This is a genomic window from Promicromonospora xylanilytica (genome assembly GCF_054782895.1).
The window spans coordinates 655,305-672,520 of record NZ_BAAGRP010000007.1; the positions used below are offsets into that span (position 1 = coordinate 655,305).

The following is a 17,216-nucleotide window of genomic DNA, read 5'->3' on the forward strand; positions in this document are numbered from 1 at the left end:
TGATCATGGGCTGCGGCCGTGTGGGCTCCAGCCTCGCCCAGGAGATCGAGGGCCGCGGACATTCCGTCGCCATCATCGATCAGAACCCGGACGCGTTCCGGCGCCTGCCCGCGGACTTCTCGGGCAAGAAGGTGACCGGCGTGGGTTTCGACCGCGACACGCTCGTCCAGGCGGGGATCGAGGACACGTACGCGTTCGCCGCGGTGTCCGACGGCGACAACTCGAACATCCTGTCCGCCCGGGTGGTCCGTGAGACCTACGGCGTCGACAACGTGGTGGCCCGCATCTACGACCCGCACCGCGCGGAGATCTACCAGCGCCTGGGCATCCCGACGGTCGCCACCGTGCGCTGGACCGCCGACCAGGTGCTGCGCCGCATGCTGCCGATGGGCTCCACCGACGAGTACCTCGACCCGTCGGGCACCGTCCGGCTGGCGCAGATCGACTACCACCGGCGCTGGGTCGGCCGGCCCGTGCTCCACGTCGAGGCCGCGACCGGCGCGCGGGTCGCCTTCGTGACCCGGTACACCTCGGCGGTGCTGCCCACGCCCGACATCGTGCTCCAGGAGAACGACGTGCTGCACCTCCTCATGACGACGGACGCCTCCGCCGACGTCGAGCGGATCCTCACCGCTGCCCCCACCACCGAGGAGGACTGATGCGCGTCGTCATCGCGGGGGCGGGGTCCGTGGGCCGCTCGATCGCCAGGGAGCTGCTGAGCCACGAGCACGAGGTCACCCTGATCGACAAGAACGCCTCGGCCATGCGGGTCTCGCAGGTGCCCGAGGCGGAGTGGGTGCTCGCCGACGCGTGCGAGCTGCCCGCGCTCGAGGCCTCCGAGCTGGAGCAGGCCGACGTCGTGGTGGGCGCCACCGGCGACGACAAGGTGAACCTCGTGTTCTCGCTGCTGGGCAAGACGGAGTTCGGGGTGCCGCGCACCGTCGCACGGGTGAACAACCCGAAGAACGAGTGGATGTTCGACCAGTCGTGGGGCGTGGACGTGGCCGTCTCGACGCCGCGCATCATGACGGCGATGGTCGAGGAGGCCGTCGCGGTGGGTGACCTCGTGCGCATCTTCAGCTTTCGCCAGTCGCGGACCGACCTGCTGGAGCTCACGCTGCCCGCCGACTCCCGGGTCGCCGGGACGCGCCTCGGCCGGGTGGTGTGGCCTGCCGACGTCACGCTCGCGACGATCGTGCGCGACGGCAGGCCGCTGGTGCCGAGCCCCGACGACACCCTGGAGGCCGGCGACGAGCTGCTCCTGGTGGCCGGCGCGGACGCCGACACCGCCGCCCTGCAGCAGCTCCTGGTGCCGAAGGGCTAGCTCGCCGCTGCCGCCTTCGGCCGACGCACGACGTACCAGGTCAGGTACAGCACGAGCGCCCAGAGCGGCACGCCGAGCAGCAGGTGGAAGGTGCCGAGCCACGCGATGTCGCCCGCGAAGTACAGCGGCGTCTTCACGGCGAGGCGCAGGCCGAACAGCCCGACCCAGAGCCAGGTGGCGATGGCGTAGGTGCGCATCTTGGCCGGGTCGTCCCGCCAGGCGGTGAGGGCGGCGAACGGGGACGGCGCGTCGTCGTCCGCCGCGTCGCCGGCTCGCTCGGCGTTCCGGTTCGCCTCGGCCTTCACGGCCTCCGGCGTCAGGCCGGCGCGCAGCGCCTCCACGACGTAGCCGACGACGGGCCGGCGCGCGACGATCGAGACCAGCAGCACCACGAGGTAGGCGGCGTTGACCAGCAGGCCGCCCGCGTAGTAGTTCTCCGCCTCGCCGGACGTCCAGGCCCACACCACGCCGATCGCGATGCCGAGCAGGCCGCCCAGCGCCTGCGTGACGGGCGTGCGCTGCACCAGGCGGGCCACGACGAGCACCAGCGCCGCCACGACCGACGCCACGAGCGGCACCACCAGGTCGGGCGTGAAGATCACGAACGCGACCACGAACACCAGGCCGGGCAGCACCGCCTCCACCAGGCCGCGGACACCACCGATCGCCTGGGCGGCGGAGAACTCCTCGCCGGCGAGGGCGCGCACCCCGCGCGCGGGGGCTTCTGCGGGCTCCGGGGGCACGTCGGGACGTGCGGGTTCGCTCATAGGGTTCATTGTGCCGTGCCCGGCGGGCTGGTCATTCACCCGGCCGCGGCCGGAGCTCGTAGCGCGGGTTGAACATGGTGCGGCGCCCGTCGACCTCGCACACCATGCCCTCGACGCGGATCCGGCGACCGGGTTCGACGCCGTCGATGGTCCGCCGCCCGAGCCACACGAGGTCCAGGGCGCCGGAGCCGTCGAACAGCTCCGCCTCCAGGGCGGGCACGCCCTCGCGGGGGCGCAGCACCACCGAGCGCAGCACGCCCGCGATCTTGCCCCTGCTGCGCACCGGCACCGATGTCACGGCCTGGCAGCCCACGTTCCGGGAGGCGTCAGCACGCTCCTCGGTGTCCTGGACCTGCTCGTTGGAGGCCAGGGACTCCGCGATGCGGGACGCGAGGCTCGAGCGCAGCGACATCAGTGGTTCACCTCGTCAGCCGATCTGGGTGATCTCGGGTCCGCGCCGCAGCGGGTCGATGTCGGACATCTGCGGCACGGCGCCCTCCGGGCCGGCCGGCGCGGCGGGCTGCTGTGCACCATCCTTGCGCGCCGACTTCGGCAGCGCCAGGGGCAGGAGGTCACGGGGCGGGCGCGGGCTCTGGTCGCGCACCACGACGATGTTCGCGAACACGGACTCCAGGGGCTTGGCCGCCTCGGCGTCGAGGGCTGCCTTGCCCGCGAGCACGCCGCGGATGAACCAGCGCGGGCCGTCCACCCCGACGAACCGCGCCGGCCGCTGGCCCGCCTGCCCGTCGGGACCCGTCACGGGCATCCGGACCAGGAGCTCGCGGCCGAAGACTCCGGGAACGTCGTCGACGATCCCGCCCTGCCCGCCGACGGACTGCGCGATCTCGTGCCGGATCTCGTCCCAGATGCCCTCGGTCCGGGGCGCGGCGAAGGCCTGGATCTGGAGGTTCGACCCCTCCAGCGCGGCCGTCACCCCCGTCACCTTCTGCGTCTTCTTGTCGATCTCCATGCGGAGCTCGAGGCCCGGCATCACCGGCAGCCAGATCGCACCGAGGTCGACGCGGGGCCCCATCTCCCCCACCTGCGACCGGTCGAAGGGTCCGTGCGGCCGCTTCTGCTGCTCGGCCTCCACCGACGCCCACTCGACCGGTGCGGGCTCATTCGCCGTGCCTCGTCGGCTGAACAGACCCACAGCCACGCTCCTTACGTCGTTCGTCAGTGCCGCGTGCGCGCGCGATGGCCACGCACGACAGCGTTATCCACTCGTTACTTACAGACTAGACCCGTCCGGGGCCCCGGTGGGACCGTCGGCCCGGCTCCTCACCCGGCGTTCAGCGTCCGGCGAAACCGCCGCTGGAGCCGAAGCCGCCGTCACCCCGGTGCGAGCCCGGCAGGGTCTCGGCCGGCAGGAACCGCGCCCGCTCGACCCGCTGGATCACGAGCTGTGCCACGCGGTCGCCGCGGACCAGCTTGACCGCCTCGGTGGGATCGGTGTTGAGCAGCGTGACCTTGATCTCGCCGCGGTAGCCCGCGTCGACCGTCCCGGGGGCGTTCACGATGGTGACGCCGTGCTTCGCCGCGAGCCCGGACCGCGGGTGCACGAACGCCGCGTAGCCGTCGGGGAGGGCGATCGACACCCCCGTCGGCACCGTCACCCGCCCCTGCGGCGGTAGCTCGACGTCGACCGTGGTCACCAGGTCGGCGCCGGCGTCGCCGGGGTGCGCGTAGGAGGGGGCGGGGACGTCGTCGAGGAGGCGGATGAGCACGTCGACCGTGCTGCCGTCGTCCTGTGGCGCGGGGGTGGGCACGCCGGAAGAGTACGCCACCTGGGCGCGCGCCGCCGCAACAGTGCCCGGACGGGTGCGTCGGCCTGGAATGATGTCCCCATGACGGCGACCACCCTCACCTTCCACGAGCGTCTCCTGCCTGGACCAGGGGGTTGGCTCGGCACGGTCGGTCTGGGCGCCATCGCGGCGATCGCGCTGTGGCCCGTGCACGTGACGGCCGCGATCGTCGTCGGGCTGCTGGTCTGTGTCGGGTCGGCGGTCGCCCTCGCGGCGACCTCCCCCGTCGTCGAGGTGTCCGACGGCGTCCTGCGCGCCGGGCGGGCCCGGGTGCCGGTCACGCTGCTCGGCCCCGCGCAGGACCTCGACGTCGCCGCCATGCGGCACGAGCTGGGCCCCGGCCTCGACGCGCGCGCCTACGTCTGCCTGCGCGCGTGGGCCCGGACCGGCGTGCGGGTCGCCCTCGACGACCCGGCCGACCCCACCCCCTACTGGCTCATCTCCACCCGTCGGCCTCAGCTGCTGGTGCAGGCGCTGGGGGGCTGAGCCGGAGGAGCTCTCCCCGGACACGACGAAGGCTGCCACGCGATGCATGACAGCCCGGTCGTGTCGTCAGTGCTCGAACGCCTGGTGGATCAGGCGGCGCACTCCGTGCAGATCATCTGGCCGGCCTTCTCGTAGGCCAGCTGGCTGCGGTGGTGCACGAGGAAGCAGCTGGAGCACGTGAACTCGTCCGCCTGTCGGGGCAGCACGCGCACCGCGAGCTCCTCGCCGGACAGGTCGGCACCCGGGAGCTCGAAGCCCTCGGCCGCCTCGGTCTCGTCCTCGTCCACAACGCCCGAGGACTTGTCAGATCGACGTGCCTGCAGCTCCTGGATCGAGTCCTGCTCGACATCCTCATCGGTCTTGCGTGGGGCGTCGTAGTCAGTTGCCATGTGGTGTTCTCTCCGTCGGTAGGTGGTCGCGCCGGAAGGGTTCGGGACGTCCGGGATTCGACGCCGCCCCGGGCCGGGTCACCGCGAGCGCCGTCGAACTGCGGCCGCCAGCGGGTGTACGCGCAGATAATGCACGCGGCCCCGGATTTGTTCCCGACTCGGCCCACGGATTGTGCACCATTTCTGTCAGGCGCGCTACATCTGTCGGTGTAACCCCGGTCACCTAGGCTCTGACCTGCACCAACGGTTCCTCAAGCGCCTGTGGAGCGGGTTCGGCAGTGACGGCTCTCGCAGGACGGTGTCAGAAAAATAATCACCAGCTCGCGGGGGTTCCGGGCCCGTCCGCGTCCGCCGCCTCGAGGATCTCGGTGAGCTCCGCGACGAGGCCGGGGGCACCCGCCACCGTCATCACCGTGCCGGCCCGGCCACCGCGCAGGCCCGTCACCGCCGCACCCGCCTCCGTGGCCACCACCGCGCCCGCGGCCATGTCCCAGGGGTTGAGCCCACGCTCGTAGTAGAGGTCGATCGAGCCGTCCGCGAGCAGGCACAGGTCGATCGCGGCCGAGCCGAGCCGGCGGATGTCCCGGATCCTCGGCAGCACCTGGGACAGCACGCGCGCCTGGTCGGCCCGCCGTCCGGCGTCGTAGGCGAAGCCCGTGCCCACCAGCGACGAGCCGAGGGACGTCGCACCGCCCACGCGGACGGGTGCGCCGTCGCGCGTGGCGCCCTCGCCGAGCCCCGCGGACCAGGTGCGGCCGTCGGCCACGCTGTGCACGCACCCGGCGAGGACGGTCCACGTGGCGGGGTCCGGCGGGCCGGCCACCACCGCGACGGACACGGCCCAGGACGCCACCCCGTACAGGTAGTTGACCGTGCCGTCGATCGGGTCGAGCACCCAGGTCAGGCCGCTCGTGCCGACGACGTCGTCGCCCTCCTCGCCCAGGATCCCGTCGTCGGGGCGCTCCGCCGCGATCATCTCGCGCAGCAGGTCCTCCGAGGCGCGGTCCATGACCGTGACGGGGTCGACGTCGCTCGACTTCGTGGCCGCGACGACCACCCGCTCGGGCCGGCCCTCGCGCACCAGAGCTCCGGCGGCTGTCGCGAGGCGGACGGTGAGGTCGCGGAGGGCGGTGACGGTGACGCCGTCGGGCAGCTCGGGCAGCGCGGGTGAGATCACGCACCCATCCTGCCGCACGCGTGTGCCAGCGACTATCCGGCGGCACACCGACGAGCCTGCGCCGCATGATCGCCTCGCGGTGGCAGGCTCGGCCCACAGGACTACCCCGGGAGGACTGGCATGGACGAGCTGGAGCTGGTACGGCTGCACGAGGACGGTGAACGACTCGTCCTTGCTGCGCGCGACGGCGCCCAGAGCACCCTGCCCATCACCGATGCCCTGCGTGCCGCCATCCGGGGCGACCGTCCCCGCATGGAGTCGATCCGTGCCCAGGAGGAGTCGACGCTGCGCCCCCGCGAGATCCAGGCGCGCCTGCGCGCGGGCGAGACGTGCGAGGCGCTCGCCGAGGCGTCGGGGCTGCCGATCGAGCACGTCCGGCGGTTCGAGTACCCGGTGATCTCGGAGCGGGAGCACTCGATCTCGCGGGTGCGGGCCAAGGCGGTCCTCACGGACGACGACGGCGCCACCACGCTCGGCGAGGTCGCCGACGAGCGGCTCCGTTCGCGCGGGGTGCGGCCCGACGACGCCCGCTGGAGCGCCACCAGGGAGGGCAACCACCCGTGGCTGGTGCAGGTCGAGTTCGTGGCCGCGGAGCGCCCCCGGGTGGCACGCTGGTCGCTGGAGCCGCGGGGCGGCTTCGTGACGGCGCTCGACGACGAGGCGCGCTGGCTCGGCCTCCCGGAGGACGACGAGGGACCGGCCCTCGCCGGGGTGTCGGCCCTGCCCCCGCACCGGGAGCCGGACGACACGGACCTCCTGCTCGACAACCTCTCGGAGCGCCGCGGGCAGCGGCCCGCGCGGCGGCAGAGCCCCGACACCGAGCTGCCCGACATGATGGAGCTCGACCTGGACGCGCCCGACGCGCCGCCCGAGGACGATCCGGAGCCCTCCGCCGCCGTCGTCGACATCGGTGCGCGGCGCGGCGGGTCCCGTCCGACGATGCCGTCCGTCACGGTGCCCGACTCCCCCGCCGGCATCGAGTGGGAGGGGCCGAGCCAGTGGGAGATCGCCGCCCCGGCCGCGGCCGCCGAGCAGGACCAGGTAGCAGAGCAGGCGACCGGGCAGGCGACCGACGAGGCTCCGGAGCCGGTCCCCGAGAAGGTGCCGGAGAAAGTGCCGGAGAAGCCGCCGGCCGACCCCGCGCCGCCCAAGCGTCCGGCTGCGAAGCGGGGCCGCAAGTCACGCGCTCAGGTGCCGAGCTGGGACGAGATCGTGTTCGGCTCGCGCCCTGAGGCCTAGCCCCAGAGCGACTCGTCCGCCGCGCGGCGGCGGGCGGTGAGCGCCGTCATGCGGCGCATGTGGTGCCTGCGGCACAGCACCTCGTAGGCGACCTCGCCCCTGCCGACGTCGCCGATCACCACCTGCTCGCCCTCGGTGACCATGACGCCGTCGACGGTGCGCGCGTTGAGCGTGGCGCGTGCGCCGCACCAGCACAGCGACTGCACCTGGAGCACCTCGATGCGGTCGGCGAGCTCGATCAGGCGGGCCGAACCGGGGAAGAGCCGGGTGCGGAAGTCCGTGGTGATGCCGAACGCGAAGATGTCGATCTCCATCTCGTCCACCAGCCGGGCGAGCTGCTCCACCTGCTCGGGGGAGTAGAACTGCGCCTCGTCGCACACGAGGTAGTCGACGGCCTCGCCGCCGGAGCGCCTGCCGCTGATCTCCGCCCAGAAGTCGGTGTCGTCCGTCACCTCCCGGGCGGCCACGTCGAGCCCGAGCCGGCTGGAGACGCGAGCCTGGCCGGCCCGGTCGCCACGGCTGAAGATGAGCCCCTCGCGACCGCGCGCACGGTAGTTGTGGTCGGTCTGCAGGGCGAGGGTGGACTTTCCGGAGTCCATGGTGCCGGAGAAGAAGACGAGCTCGGCCACGGGTCCCCCTATGCGACGGCCGTGAGAAGAGGTACGAGCATCTCGTGCGGGGTGAGCGAGCCGTGCACACCGGGCAGGCCGCGCGCGGCCGCGGAGTGCACACGCGAGTCGACGACGGTCGCGGCGCCGGTCATCGCGACCACCACGTCCCCGATGGCGGAGCGCACGTGCTCGGCCACCGGGCCGAACCAGCCGTCGGCCACCGCCCGCTCACGGCGCAGGACCACGGCGTGCTCGCCCAGCCGCTCGGCCCACCGGTGCGCGACGTCGGCCGGGTCGGCGGCCGGGTCCGTGTAGACGTGCAGGGCGCGGGGTTCTCCCCCGACCATCGCGACGCCGCGCCGGAGCTCCGGGTCGGCCGCGACGTCCCACTGGGTGGCGAGGTCGGCGGTGATCTGGCCGTGGTCCGCCGTGATCACCACGAGGGTGCCGCGCGGGACGCTCCGCAGCAGACGGCGCAGCTCACGGTCGGTGGACTCCAGCGCGTCGCCCCACTGCCACGAGTCCCAGCCGTGACCGTGGCCCGTCTTGTCGACGTCGCCCTGGTACAGGTAGACCAACCGCTGCGCGTCCCCCGGCTGCCGCAGCGCCGTGACGCTCGCGTCCACGCGCTGCTCGAACGTCTCGGCGGCCACGTAGGCCGGGCCGCGCAGCGCGGCCTGGGTCATGCCCGAACCGGCGAACTTGCCGGGCCCGGGAGCCGCGACCCGCACGCCCGCCGCGGCGAGCTGCTCGAACACGGTGGGCTCCCGCTGCAGGTCGGCGGGGTCGCCGAGCTCGCGCCACTGCACGAGGGACGCCAGCCGCCCCGTCCCGGGGTTGCGCTGGGTGTAGCCGAGCATGCCCGTGCGGCCGGGGGCGGTGCCCGTGCCGAAGATGCTCAGGCCCGCCGCGGTGGTGGAGGGAAAGCTCGACGTGAGCGTCGCAGCGCCGTCGTCCACCTCGCGCAGGAGCCCCCGCAGGAACGGCGCGTGGCCGCCGCGCTCGGCGAGGTTGCGGATGCCGAGCCCGTCCACCAGCACGACCACCACCCGGTCGGCACCGGGCAGCCCGAGTGCCGCGCGGCAGCCCGCGGCGGTGAGGCCCGTCGCCGTGGTGAGGTCATGGCCGAGGGCGCCCGCGACGGCGGGCATCACCGCGGCCAGGCTCGTGACGTCGTACGACGGCGCCACGAGGCCGTCGGGGAGGTTCGGTGCCGTCACGCAGACGTGGCCCTGGACAGTGCGCCGGCGAAGCTCACCGCGGCGCGGACCGCCGCGTCGCCCTCGGCCTCGCTGGAGACCCGTACCACCACGTCGTCCGGGGTGACCTGGCCGGTCAGGCCGTGGTCGGCCGTGCAGTTCGGGTCGACGCACGTGGCGGGCTCCAGGTCGACCCGCGACACGGCGCCCCAGCCGATCGCCAGGGTGACCTCACGCGTCGCCGCCCGCCGCGGGTAGCGCTCCGGGTCCGCGATCACGTGGGTGAGCGCCACGGAGCGGATCTCCCGCACCGGCACCACCTCGGTGGTCGCCGACGCGGAGCCCGGCCGGGCCGGGTCCTCACCGGTGTGGTCGTCCACGTGCGCGGTGACCAGGCGGGTCGGTGTCAGCACCAGGACCGTGAGGTGCCGGCGCACCTCCGAGTCGAAGGTGGTCTCCGCCTGCACGAGGTGGGCCACGACCTCCTCGTCGGCGAGGGCGACGGAGAGCACGTCCGCGACGAGCTCCGGGTAGTAGCCGGCCCGGTGCAGGTGGGCGGTCAGGTCAGCACGGGCATCGGTAGGGGCATGGGGCACAGTCCGCATCATCCCACGAGAGGTGCCTTCGCCGTTAGCCCGGAAGGGCTCTGCGCAACGCGTCCGTGCGACGTTCGGCGGGTCGCAGCCGGATCGTCGCGTGCAGCACCGCCGCGCCGCGCTCCGCGACCGCGACGGGGTACAGCTCCAGCGAGGCGAGCTCGGGCAGGTCCTCGGCCATGACCGAGACCCGCGCCAGCACGTCCTCGAGCGCCGCGACGTCGGCAGCGGGCGCGCCCTGGTACCCGAACAGCCGGGGCGCCGCGCGCACACCGCGCACCATGCGCGCGACGTCGGCGTCGGTCAGCGGGGGCACGCCGTGCGTCACGTCGTCGAGCAGGTCGACGGCGTCGCCGGCCAGTCCGAACGACACCACGGGGCCGAACAGCTCGTCCTCGACCGAGCGCACCACGCACGCGACACCCGTCGGCGCCATCGCCTGCACCTCCAGCACCGGGTCGGGCGCCGGCAGCAGGGAAGCGGCCGCCGCGAGCATCCGCTCCGCGTCCTCCCGGAGGTCCTCCGCGTCGGCGATGTCGAGACGTACCCCGCCCAGGTCGGCCCGGTGGCGCAGCGCGGGCGCCGCGATCTTGAGCGCCACCGGCCAGCCGAGCTCCTCGGCGGCCGCCACGGCGTCGTCGGCGGTACGCACGCTCCGCGAGCGCCACAGGCGCAGGCCGTAGCAGGCCAGCAGCTCGGTGGCCGCGTCGTGGTCGAGGACCAGGCCGCCGTCGGGCCACCCGGCGCTGCGCAGCAGGGACTCCACGAGCGTCCGCGCCTCGGCGCGCGCGACGCCGTCCGACACGCCCTCCCGCAGCGCGGGGCGGACCGGTGAGCCGTGGTCCTGGGTGCGCCACTGCGCGTAGCGCACGACCTCGCCGAGGGCCCAGACCGCGTCCTCGGGAGTGGAGAACGCCGGGACCCGTACGTCGCCGGAGGCGAGCTCGTCGGGCATGCCGTGCAGGCCGAGCGCGCTGACGACGGTGGTGCGGCCCGTGCGTGCGGCGGCGTCGGCCACGGCACGGGCGAGCGCGTCGGTCCGGGGCAGCACGACAGGTACCGAGACCACGACGACGGCGTCGCACGCACCGGGCGCGTAGAGGGCGTCGACGGCGGCGGCGATCTCGTCGTCGGGCGCGCCGGCGGACAGCGGCTCCAGCGGTCCGGCGACGGTCAGGCCCGCCGCGGCGACGGCGTCGGCGACGAGCGCCGCAAGCGACGGCGAGCTCGCGAGGATGCCGACCCGCCCGCCGGCGGGGAGGGGCTGGTGCGCCAGGACCTGCGCGACGTCCATGAGCTGGTGGGTGTTCTCCGCGCGGATGACGCCGGACTGCCGCAGCACCTCGTCGAGCATGCGCCGGGGCGCGCGCGTGGCGCGCACCGTGTGCCCGGGCGGGACCACGCTGCCGTGCCTGCCCGCGACGACCACGACCACCGGCTTCACCAGCGCGAGTCGGCGCGCGATCCGGGAGAACTTGCGGGGGTTGCCGAGCGTCTCGAGGTACAGGCAGACGACGTCGGTGTGGGGGTCGTCCTGCCAGTACTGCATGAGGTCGTTGCCGGACACGTCCGCCCGGTGCCCTGCGGAGACCAGCGTGGACAGCCCGAGGCCGCGGCGCTTGACCGTCTCGGCGGCGGTGACGGCGACCGGCGCGCTCTGGCTGAACAGGCCGACCCGGCCGGGCCGCGGGGCCGTGGGCGCGAGGCTCGCGCGCAGGCTCGCGCCGGGCACGTTGGTGAGCAGACCGTAGCTGGCCGGGCCGACGACCCGCATGCCCTCGGTGTGCGCGGTGCGCAGCAGCTCGCGGCGGCGGGCGACGCCGTCGGGCCCCGCCTCGGCCCAGCCCGCGGACAGCACGACGACGCCGCGCGCGCCCGTGCCGCGCAGGCGCCGGACGGCGTCGAGCACCTCGTCCGGTGGCGCGGCGACGACCGCCAGGTCCACGGTGCCGGTCCCGGTGCCCGTCCCGGTGCGGCCCAGGTCCGCCCAGGCCACGTCGTCGCCGAGCACCATGAGCTCGGTGTCGCCGGGATCGGTGGCGTGTGCCTCGCGGACGCGGGCGGCGAGCAGCTCGTCGACGGTGCCGCCCTGGGCGGGGCCGACCAGCAGCACCCGGCGGGCCGAGAGCAGCCCCTGCATGGACCTGGCCTCGGTGCGGTGCTCGCGGTCGGCCATGACCTCGCGGGAGCGGTCGGTGGGGTCGAGGTCGACGGAGACGGTGACGACACCGTCGTCCAGGTGCTGCTCGACGGCGTAGCCGGCCTCCCGGAACACGCCGAGCATGGCGCGGTTCTGGGGCAGCACCTCGGCGATGAAGCGGTGCACGCCCCGCTCGCGCGCCGCGGCGGCGATGTGCTCGAGCAGCACCGACCCGAGGCCCTGACCCTGGAGGGCGTCGGCGACGTTGAAGGCGACCTCCGCGGTGCGGCGCCCGGGCAGGTCGTCGGTCACGTCGTAGCGGGCTACCCCGATGACGTCCTCGGCACCGTCCCCGGTGCCGTCCGCGGTGCCCGGCCGTACGGCGACGAGCGCCGTCCTGCGGACGTGGTCGACCGTGACGAGCTGGGTGAGCATGCGGTCGGGGATGCGCTGCAGCGCGGCGAAGAACCTGAGGTAGGTGGAGCGCTCCGACTGGGCCATCTGGAAGCGCTGGATCGCGTCGGCGTCCTCGGGCCGGATGGGGCGCACGTGCGTCGTGGAGCCGTCGCGCAGCACGACGTCCGCCTCCCACTCGACGGGGTACTCGGTCGAGTAGGGCAGGCGCACGCTGCCGACCCGTTCTGGCTCGTCCACGGGGACAAGGCTATCGAGACGCGGGTCCTGCGGCGTCAGCGCACCAGCACCATGCCGGCCAGGAGCATGACGGCGAAGCCGACGAGGACGAGGCGCTGGCGGCGGTTCGGGCCGGACGCGGTGAGGATGGCGGCCACGGCGGGACCGACCGCGAGCAGGAGCCAGGCGCCGAGCGCAGGGGCCACGTTCGCGGACACCGCGGCGACCGCCACGACCACGAGACCGTGCACCACACCGAGCCCGAGCCGCATGGAGACGACGATGTGGAGCACCGCCGCGAACACCGACAGACCGGCCCACATGGTGATGCCCTCCTCCAGGCAGCCCCACTCCTGCTGGGCGCACTGCCAGGACTGCATCCACCAGGTCACGAGGGCGCCGAGCACCAGGACGGGCACCACGCTGAGCCCGACGACGCCGTAGGCGAGCCCGACGCGGACCAGCCAGCCCGGCAGGGTGGTCGACCTGCTGGCCAGTGGCATTTCGGGCATACCCGAATAGTGCCAGGTGCGCCACGAAAAGGCACATGCCTCTCCCCCGTGACCTCGCGCGACGTCAGCGAGGTGCCACCGGGGTGTGGGTGGCGCGCGGTACGGTTTGCCTGTCCGAGACCACCCCAGATTCCAGGAGCCCCACGAACCATGGCGCGCAAGCCGTCGCAGCCGCTCGACGAGAGCGAGATCCACGAGAAGGTCGTGGACATCGACGTCGCCTCGGAGATGGAGGCCTCGTTCCTCGAGTACGCCTACTCCGTCATCTACTCGCGAGCTCTCCCCGACGCGCGCGACGGCCTCAAGCCGGTCCAGCGCCGCATCCTGTACATGATGTCGGACATGGGGCTGCGCCCCGACCGTGCGCACGTGAAGTCCTCGCGCGTGGTGGGCGAGGTGATGGGAAAGCTCCACCCGCACGGTGACGCGCCCATCTACGACGCGCTGGTGCGCCTGGCGCAGAGCTTCTCGCTGCGGCTGCCGCTCGTGGACGGGCACGGCAACTTCGGCTCGCTCGACGACGGCCCCGCGGCGCCGCGGTACACCGAGGCCCGCCTGGCCGCTCCGTCGATGGCGATGACCACGGGTCTCGACGAGAACGTCGTGAACTTCGTGCCGAACTACGACAACAAGCTCACCCAGCCGGAGGTGCTCCCTGCCGCGATCCCGAACCTGCTGGTCAACGGGGCGTCCGGCATCGCGGTCGGCATGGCCACGAACATGGCGCCGCACAACCTCGTCGAGGTCGTCTCCGCCGCACAGCACCTGATCAAGAACCCCGAGGCAACGCTCGAGGACCTGCAGCGGTTCGTGCCGGGTCCGGACCTGCCCACGGGTGGCAAGATCGTCGGGCTCGAGGGCGTACGGGACGCGTACCGCACCGGCCGGGGCAGCTTCCGCACCCGTGCCACGGCGCGGATCGAGAACGTGACCCCGCGCCGCAAGGGCATCGTCGTCACGGAGCTGCCGTACCTCGTGGGGCCGGAGAAGGTGATCGAGAAGATCGCCGACGGCGTCAAGGCGAAGCGCATCCAGGGCATCACCAACGTGCAGGACCTCACTGACCGCACGCACGGGATGCGCCTGGTCATCGAGGTCAAGACGGGGTTCGACCCGGACGCCGTGCTGGAGCAGCTGTACCGCGTGACGCCGCTCGAGGACTCGTTCGGCATCAACAACGTGGCCCTCGTGGACGGCCAGCCGCGCACCCTCGGCCTGCTCGAGATGCTGCGGGTCTGGGTGGACCACCGCATCTCCGTGGTTCGGCGCCGGTCGCAGCACCGCCTGGACAAGCGCCTCGAGCGGCTGCACCTGGTGGACGGCCTGCTCGTCGCGATCCTCGACATCGACGAGGTCATCCAGGTGATCCGGTCGTCCGACGACGCCGCCATCGCCAGGGACCGGCTGCGTGAGATCTTCGACCTGTCCGAGCCCCAGGCCACCTACATCCTGGACCTGCAGCTGCGGCGCCTGACGAGGTTCTCGCGCGTCGAGCTCGAGAAGGAGGCGGAGGAGCTCCGCCGCGAGATCGCCGAGCTGGAGCAGATCCTCGGTGACGAGAAGCTCCTGCGCCGTGTCGTCAGCACCGAGATGGGCGAGGTGGCCAAGACCTACGGCACGCCGCGCCGCACCGTGCTGCTGGACGCGGCGGGCGGGTCGGTCGGTTCCGTCGCCGTCGCCCCGGCGAACGGGCGCAAGAAGACCGTCGAGCCCATCGACCTGCAGATCAAGGACCTCCCCACGCGCGTGCTGCTGTCGGCGACGGGCCTGCTGGCCCGGCTGCCGGACGACGCCCCGGTCGTCCGTACCGGCAACCGTGCCGCACACGACGCCATGCGGGGCGACGCCGCGGCCACGACCCGTGGCCAGGTCGGGCTCGTGACGTCGGCCGGCCGCATGCTGCGGGTCTCCGTGCTGGACCTGCCCTCGCTGCCCCCCACCGACGGCGCGCCGTCCCTGTCGGGCGGCATCCCCGTGAGCGAGCTCGTGGAGCTGGAGCACGGCGAGGTGGTGCGGACCGTCACCGCGCTCGGCCCGGACGCGCCGACCATCGCCGTCGGCACCGCCCAGGGCGTCGTCAAGCGTGTCGCGCCGTCGGACGCCCCGGCCAAGGGCGACGAGTGGCCGGTGATCGCCCTCAAGGAGGGGGACACCGTGGTGGGCGCCGCCGTCGTGTCCGACGACGACGAGCTGGTCTTCCTGGCCGATGACTCGTCGCTGCTGCACTTCCCGGCCTCCGCGGTACGGCCGCAGGGCCGCGCGGCGGGCGGCATGACGGGCATCAAGCTCGCGGCCGACCGCCGGGTGGTGTTCTTCGGCGCGGTCCCGGCCGGGGTCGACGCCACGGTCGTGACCATCGCCGGGGCGGGCGACGCGCTGCCGGGGATCGAGGCGGGCGCGGGCAAGGTGACCCCGTTCGCGCTGTACCCGGGCAAGGGCCGCGCGACGGGCGGTGTGCGGTCGCAGCGGCTGCTGAAGGGCGAGGACGGTCTCATCCTGGCCTGGGTGGGTGCCGCTCCCCCGCGTGCGCTCGGTGCCGGTGGCCAGCCTGTCGACCTGCCCGACGTGGACGAGCGGCGCGACGGGTCCGGGACCCCGATCTCGGTGCCGGTCGCGGTGATCGGCTGACCCGTTCCGGCCGTGGTGTCGATTCCGGCGTGGCTCGCCCGTCCAAGGCGTGTCAACATTCCCCGAAAGAGGAGCTGGACATGACCGACACCTGGATGTTCCTGATCCGCGAGACCGACTGGGACTCCGACGCCTACCTACCGGAGAACCAGAAGGCCAACGAGCAGCAGTTCTCCGAGGACATGGCGGCGCACCAACGCTTCGCCGAGGCGGTGGCCGAGCTCGGGGCGAAGATCACCGGCAGCAACGCCCTGCAGAACAGCAGGTACGGCGGATGGGTCACGCCTGGCGAGGGTGGTGGCGAACCGGTCTACACGGACGCGCCGTTCACCGACACCAACGAGGTGATCACCGGCTACTACGAGGTCGAGTGCGACGAGGCCACCGCACGGAAGATCGCGGGACTGGTCCCCAGCACGAACGTGGTCGAGTGGCGCAAGGTCATGCGCTTCGGTTCCTAAGAGGCAGCAGGACCGCTCGGTGCCGATCGACCCAGCGGCGTTCCGCACCGCCTGGCCCCAGGTGGTGCGGTCGCTCGCCGTGGCCACCCGCAGCCTGGACAGCGGTGAGGAGTACGCCGCGGAGGCGTTCGCGCGGGCGGCGGCCCAGCCGGACGGCGTGATCGAGGACCTGGTCGGGTGGTGCGTCCAGGTCGGGCGCCGGACCTGGCTCGACGCGGTACGGCACCAGGCGGTCTTCAGGCGGATCCAGCCCCAGCTCGCGCGCCCGGAGGTGGTCGCAACGGACACGCCGACCGCGCCGGGCGACGATCTCGACGACCGTCTCGCGCTGCTCTTCGTCGCCTGCGACGACGCCCTCGCCTCCGGCGCGCAGCTGGTCCTGGCGATGCGGGTGGTCTGCGGCCTCACGATCCGGCAGATCGCGGGACACCTCGGGATCGCTGACGCTACGGCCGCCGCACGCCTCACGCGGGCCAAGACCTCGCTGGCCCGCGCCCGCGGCGAGTTCGCGGTGCCCGACGGCGCGGCGCGGGACGCCCGCCTGCCCGTCGTGCTGGCCTGCGTCGCCGGCCTGTTCACGGTGGGCCAGCGCGATGCTCCGGCGCCCACCGACGTCACGCAGGACCCCGCCCGCGACGCGCTCACACTCGCCGAGGCACTTGTCGCCCAGTACCCGGACGATCCCGAGGCGCTCGGCCTGCGTGCCGTGTGCCGCCTCGGCCTGGCCCGGCGTCCCGGCCGCGTGCGCGACGGCGTCGCGCTGCCCCTCGACGAGGTGGACCGGTCGGCATGGGACCAGCGTCTGTTGTCCGCCGGCCTGGCCGACGCCACGGCGGCGATCGCCCGCACGCGCTCCCCGCGTACACCGGGCCGGTTCGCGCTGGAGGCCGCGATCTCCGGCGTGCACGCGACCACCATCGATGCGGAGGACACGGACTGGGCGCGACTCGCCCAGCTCTATGACGCGCTCCTGCGGACATGGCCGTCGCCGGCGACCCGCGTGGCCCGACTCGTCGTGCTGGGCCGGCTCGCGATGCGCGACGGCGGTGACCTCGGGCCGGTCGAGCGCGAGCTCGAGGAGCTGGTCGCCGACGGGCCGGCGTACGCCGCCCGTGACGCCAGCCTCGCCCTGGCGGACCTGGCCCGCCGCACCGGTCGGACCGACGACGCGGCGGCCCGGTACCGCGAGCTGCTGGACGTCCTTCCGGCCGGCCCGCTGCGCGAGTTCTGCCGCCGGCATGCCGGATAG

At 73.6% G+C, this 17,216-nt stretch carries 18 protein-coding genes; 7 read left to right on the forward strand and 11 right to left on the reverse strand.

What is annotated here, in order from left to right; translation table 11 throughout:
* The first annotated feature begins 5 nt into the window (after positions 1-5).
* Complete coding sequence (locus ACYVK7_RS10740) at positions 6-659, forward strand: potassium channel family protein (protein WP_460887927.1); 654 nt, start codon at positions 6-8, stop codon at positions 657-659.
* A complete protein-coding gene (locus ACYVK7_RS10745; protein ID WP_460887669.1) occupies positions 659-1,324 on the forward strand; it encodes a potassium channel family protein in 666 nt (221 codons plus the stop codon). The genes ACYVK7_RS10740 and ACYVK7_RS10745 overlap by 1 nt, the downstream gene beginning before the upstream one ends.
* Here ACYVK7_RS10745 and ACYVK7_RS10750 read toward each other — a convergent pair.
* The 4 genes from ACYVK7_RS10750 to dut form a co-directional block, all read right to left on the reverse strand.
* Positions 1,321-2,091, reverse strand: a complete 771-nt coding sequence (locus tag ACYVK7_RS10750) for a DUF3159 domain-containing protein (RefSeq protein WP_460887670.1) — start codon at positions 2,089-2,091, stop codon at positions 1,321-1,323. The two genes, ACYVK7_RS10745 and ACYVK7_RS10750, sit on opposite strands and share 4 nt — an antisense overlap.
* Positions 2,092-2,122: 31 nt before the next feature.
* Positions 2,123-2,503, reverse strand: coding sequence for an OB-fold nucleic acid binding domain-containing protein (locus ACYVK7_RS10755; RefSeq protein ID WP_460887671.1), 381 nt, complete (start codon positions 2,501-2,503; stop codon positions 2,123-2,125).
* Between the two features lie 15 nt (positions 2,504-2,518).
* Positions 2,519-3,244 carry a DUF3710 domain-containing protein gene (locus ACYVK7_RS10760; protein ID WP_460887672.1) on the reverse strand — a complete coding sequence of 242 codons (726 nt, stop codon included), beginning with the start codon at positions 3,242-3,244 and terminating at the stop codon, positions 2,519-2,521.
* Between the two features lie 139 nt (positions 3,245-3,383).
* Positions 3,384-3,860, reverse strand: coding sequence for a dUTP diphosphatase (gene dut, locus ACYVK7_RS10765; RefSeq protein ID WP_460887673.1), 477 nt, complete (start codon positions 3,858-3,860; stop codon positions 3,384-3,386).
* Positions 3,861-3,938: 78 nt separating this feature from the next.
* Between dut and ACYVK7_RS10770 the strand changes: the two genes are divergently transcribed.
* Complete coding sequence (locus tag ACYVK7_RS10770; RefSeq protein ID WP_460887674.1) at positions 3,939-4,382, forward strand: DUF3093 domain-containing protein; 444 nt, start codon at positions 3,939-3,941, stop codon at positions 4,380-4,382.
* 89 nt (positions 4,383-4,471) lie between these two features.
* Here ACYVK7_RS10770 and ACYVK7_RS10775 read toward each other — a convergent pair whose 3' ends face one another.
* Both ACYVK7_RS10775 and ACYVK7_RS10780 read right to left on the reverse strand, forming a co-directional pair.
* Positions 4,472-4,771: a DUF4193 domain-containing protein gene (locus tag ACYVK7_RS10775; RefSeq protein ID WP_116675819.1), complete on the reverse strand. Its 300-nt coding sequence runs from the start codon at positions 4,769-4,771 to the stop codon at positions 4,472-4,474.
* Between the two features lie 313 nt (positions 4,772-5,084).
* Positions 5,085-5,948 (reverse strand): inositol monophosphatase family protein, encoded by an 864-nt coding sequence (locus tag ACYVK7_RS10780; protein ID WP_460887675.1) that lies wholly within the window; start codon positions 5,946-5,948, stop codon positions 5,085-5,087.
* Positions 5,949-6,068: 120 nt separating this feature from the next.
* Between ACYVK7_RS10780 and sepH the strand changes: the two genes are divergently transcribed.
* Positions 6,069-7,187: a septation protein SepH gene (sepH, locus tag ACYVK7_RS10785; protein ID WP_460887676.1), complete on the forward strand. Its 1,119-nt coding sequence runs from the start codon at positions 6,069-6,071 to the stop codon at positions 7,185-7,187.
* On the opposite strand, the gene ACYVK7_RS10790 is transcribed toward sepH, so the two are convergent.
* Genes ACYVK7_RS10790 through ACYVK7_RS10810 form a run of 5 tightly spaced genes read right to left on the reverse strand, consistent with a single transcriptional unit; the run spans position 7,184 to position 12,878 of the window.
* Positions 7,184-7,816, reverse strand: coding sequence for a thymidine kinase (locus tag ACYVK7_RS10790; RefSeq protein ID WP_460887677.1), 633 nt, complete (start codon positions 7,814-7,816; stop codon positions 7,184-7,186). The two genes, sepH and ACYVK7_RS10790, sit on opposite strands and share 4 nt — an antisense overlap.
* Positions 7,817-7,824: 8 nt before the next feature.
* Positions 7,825-9,018 (reverse strand): alkaline phosphatase family protein, encoded by a 1,194-nt coding sequence (locus tag ACYVK7_RS10795; protein ID WP_460887678.1) that lies wholly within the window; start codon positions 9,016-9,018, stop codon positions 7,825-7,827.
* Entirely contained in the window at positions 9,015-9,602 is a 588-nt protein-coding gene (locus tag ACYVK7_RS10800) for a DUF5998 family protein (protein WP_460887679.1), read from the reverse strand. The genes ACYVK7_RS10795 and ACYVK7_RS10800 overlap by 4 nt, the downstream gene beginning before the upstream one ends.
* A 25-nt stretch (positions 9,603-9,627) precedes the next feature.
* The gene (locus ACYVK7_RS10805) at positions 9,628-12,387 is read right to left on the reverse strand and encodes a GNAT family N-acetyltransferase (RefSeq protein WP_460887680.1); all 2,760 of its coding nucleotides are present in this window, start codon (positions 12,385-12,387) and stop codon (positions 9,628-9,630) included.
* 35 nt (positions 12,388-12,422) lie between these two features.
* On the reverse strand, positions 12,423-12,878 hold the full coding sequence (locus tag ACYVK7_RS10810; RefSeq protein ID WP_460887681.1) for a hypothetical protein: 456 nt from the start codon (positions 12,876-12,878) through the stop codon (positions 12,423-12,425).
* A gap of 150 nt (positions 12,879-13,028) precedes the next feature.
* Here ACYVK7_RS10810 and ACYVK7_RS10815 point away from each other — a divergent pair, with 150 nt between their 5' ends.
* The 3 genes from ACYVK7_RS10815 (at position 13,029) to ACYVK7_RS10825 (ending at position 17,216) form a co-directional block, all read left to right on the forward strand.
* On the forward strand, positions 13,029-15,506 hold the full coding sequence (locus ACYVK7_RS10815; protein ID WP_460887682.1) for a DNA gyrase/topoisomerase IV subunit A: 2,478 nt from the start codon (positions 13,029-13,031) through the stop codon (positions 15,504-15,506).
* A gap of 80 nt (positions 15,507-15,586) precedes the next feature.
* Positions 15,587-15,967, forward strand: a complete 381-nt coding sequence (locus ACYVK7_RS10820) for a YciI family protein (RefSeq protein ID WP_460887683.1) — start codon at positions 15,587-15,589, stop codon at positions 15,965-15,967.
* A 19-nt stretch (positions 15,968-15,986) separates the two neighbouring features.
* Complete coding sequence (locus ACYVK7_RS10825) at positions 15,987-17,216, forward strand: DUF6596 domain-containing protein (RefSeq protein ID WP_460887684.1); 1,230 nt, start codon at positions 15,987-15,989, stop codon at positions 17,214-17,216.

Bases quoted from the DNA above. Each gene is read 5' to 3' on its own strand.
- ACYVK7_RS10815 (WP_460887682.1), top strand. From the start codon at position 13,029: ATGGCGCGCAAGCCGTCGCAGCCGCTCGACGAGAGCGAGATCCACGAG.
- ACYVK7_RS10775 (WP_116675819.1), bottom strand. From the start codon at position 4,771: ATGGCAACTGACTACGACGCCCCACGCAAGACCGATGAGGATGTCGAG.
- ACYVK7_RS10810 (WP_460887681.1), bottom strand. From the start codon at position 12,878: ATGCCCGAAATGCCACTGGCCAGCAGGTCGACCACCCTGCCGGGCTGG.
- sepH (WP_460887676.1), top strand. From the start codon at position 6,069: ATGGACGAGCTGGAGCTGGTACGGCTGCACGAGGACGGTGAACGACTC.
- ACYVK7_RS10745 (WP_460887669.1), top strand. From the start codon at position 659: ATGCGCGTCGTCATCGCGGGGGCGGGGTCCGTGGGCCGCTCGATCGCC.
- ACYVK7_RS10800 (WP_460887679.1), bottom strand. From the start codon at position 9,602: ATGCGGACTGTGCCCCATGCCCCTACCGATGCCCGTGCTGACCTGACC.
- ACYVK7_RS10820 (WP_460887683.1), top strand. From the start codon at position 15,587: ATGACCGACACCTGGATGTTCCTGATCCGCGAGACCGACTGGGACTCC.
- ACYVK7_RS10755 (WP_460887671.1), bottom strand. From the start codon at position 2,503: ATGTCGCTGCGCTCGAGCCTCGCGTCCCGCATCGCGGAGTCCCTGGCC.
- ACYVK7_RS10740 (WP_460887927.1), top strand. From the start codon at position 6: ATGGGCTGCGGCCGTGTGGGCTCCAGCCTCGCCCAGGAGATCGAGGGC.
- ACYVK7_RS10770 (WP_460887674.1), top strand. From the start codon at position 3,939: ATGACGGCGACCACCCTCACCTTCCACGAGCGTCTCCTGCCTGGACCA.
- ACYVK7_RS10750 (WP_460887670.1), bottom strand. From the start codon at position 2,091: ATGAGCGAACCCGCACGTCCCGACGTGCCCCCGGAGCCCGCAGAAGCC.